Source organism: Pedobacter sp. 01N416, from assembly GCF_056399685.1.
The window spans coordinates 1-364 of the sequence record NZ_JBFTRT010001157.1; the positions used below are offsets into that span (position 1 = coordinate 1).

General features: G+C 40.1%; 1 pseudogene. It reads left to right on the plus strand.

The features are described 5' to 3' along the window. Positions 1-364: pseudogene (locus AC1DND_RS29690) on the plus strand (hypothetical protein); the annotation flags it as partial.

The window sequence follows — 364 nt, forward strand, 5'->3', positions numbered from 1 at the left end:
CCGCCCAGCAGCAGGGCTATTTTAGTTTCGAAAACCTTAAATCTACAACGATCCGCCCAGCAGCAGGGCTATTTTAGTTTCGAAAACCTTAAATCTACAACGATTATACCTAATTTGATTGTACATAATTACGCCAATAATTTAATAGAAAAAGGCGACAACAGCCATGCAGGTGAGGGCTTACAGAAATTGGGTTATGCAAAAGGAACAGTTGCCAATACTGCAAATAGTGTCCGTTACCGTCAGCCTACTTATGATGGGCACTATTATGAAGTGTTGGTTCAATGGAAAACAGTGGCTAATGGCAATGTAATCGGTTCATGGACCATTAGTAATGATAAAGCTGCAAAATTACCTGGTATTC